The 1,097-nt window shown below is 74.3% G+C and carries 1 pseudogene; it reads left to right on the top strand.

The features are described 5' to 3' along the window. Positions 1-405: 405 nt before the first annotated feature. A pseudogene (locus QH283_RS03510) lies at positions 406-1,097 on the top strand (hypothetical protein); the annotation flags it as partial.

Below are 1,097 nucleotides of genomic sequence, written 5' to 3'. Positions count from 1 at the left end.
CCCACACCACCTGGCGTATCCGTGGCCTGGGCGGGGGCGGGGGGGTTTACCCGGCCAAATTGGCCCCCCCCCCCGGGCGGCGCGGGGGGGGCGGGGCTTTGTCGTGCAGGGAGAACGTGCCGGAAGAGCCGGGAACGTTTGCTGTAGATTGCCTCACTCCAGGTGGCGGAAAGCTTGGTGCGAACGCACGATGGGTGTTACCTTTTGGTTATGTCTGCCGAACATCCCACCGCTCCGCGGGTCACCTATGTGACCGCCGCGCTGGGTCTTCGGCTGCCGCCGCCGCGGGGACTGTGTTGTTCCCGCCGTCGGCGCTGAGCTGTCTTCCTCTGCTCACGCGCCACCGTCGCCGCACGTGTAGGCACATCCCGTCTCCCCGCGGACGGGCTCCAGCAAGGAACACAGATGTCTCTCCCCATCCTGGAACGCTCCAATTCCCGGGCCACCGCCGCGCGTCCCCGTACTCTCCGTCCGGTCGTCGCGCCCGAACTCCGCATCAGCGACAACCCCGCCGCGGCCGTCCTGCGCGCCGCGACCGGCCGCCCGGTCTCGCGTGACAATGCCGCCAAGGCAACGGGATTGAGCATCGCCACGGTGAACCGCCAGGTGTCGGCGCTGCTCGCCGCCGGCCTGCTGCGCGAGCGCCCCGATCTCACCACCCCCGGCGCGGTGGGCCGCCCCCGGGTGCCCTTCGAGGTCGACCACGACAGCTTCCTCACCCTCGGCATCCACATCGGCGCCGTCTCCACCAAGATCGTGGCCGCCGACCTGCGTGGACGCATCATCGGCGGGCTGGCCATCGCCACCCCGCAGACCGGTCAGGACTTCGCCACCACCACCATCGCCCGCAGCGCCAAGGCCTTCCTGCGCCGCTGGCACCGCCGCCGCGCCCTGTGGGCGGGCGTGGCCATCGGCGGCCGCGTCGACGCGGTCGGCGGCACCGTCGATCATCCCGCTCTCGGCTGGCAGGGCGCGGGGGGCCGCCGGGGCCCCGCCGCCCCGCGGCGCGCCCGCGGCCCGGCAGCGGGGGGCCGCGGGCCCGAAGTACACGGCCCGGCGCGGGGGGGCGCGGGGCGCGCGCGCGGCCCCCCCGGGCG

Origin of the sequence: Nocardia farcinica (assembly GCF_029867845.1) — a bacterium.
Classification (GTDB): domain Bacteria; phylum Actinomycetota; class Actinomycetes; order Mycobacteriales; family Mycobacteriaceae; genus Nocardia; species Nocardia farcinica_A.
This window is presented reverse-complemented; position numbering and strand designations above follow the sequence as displayed.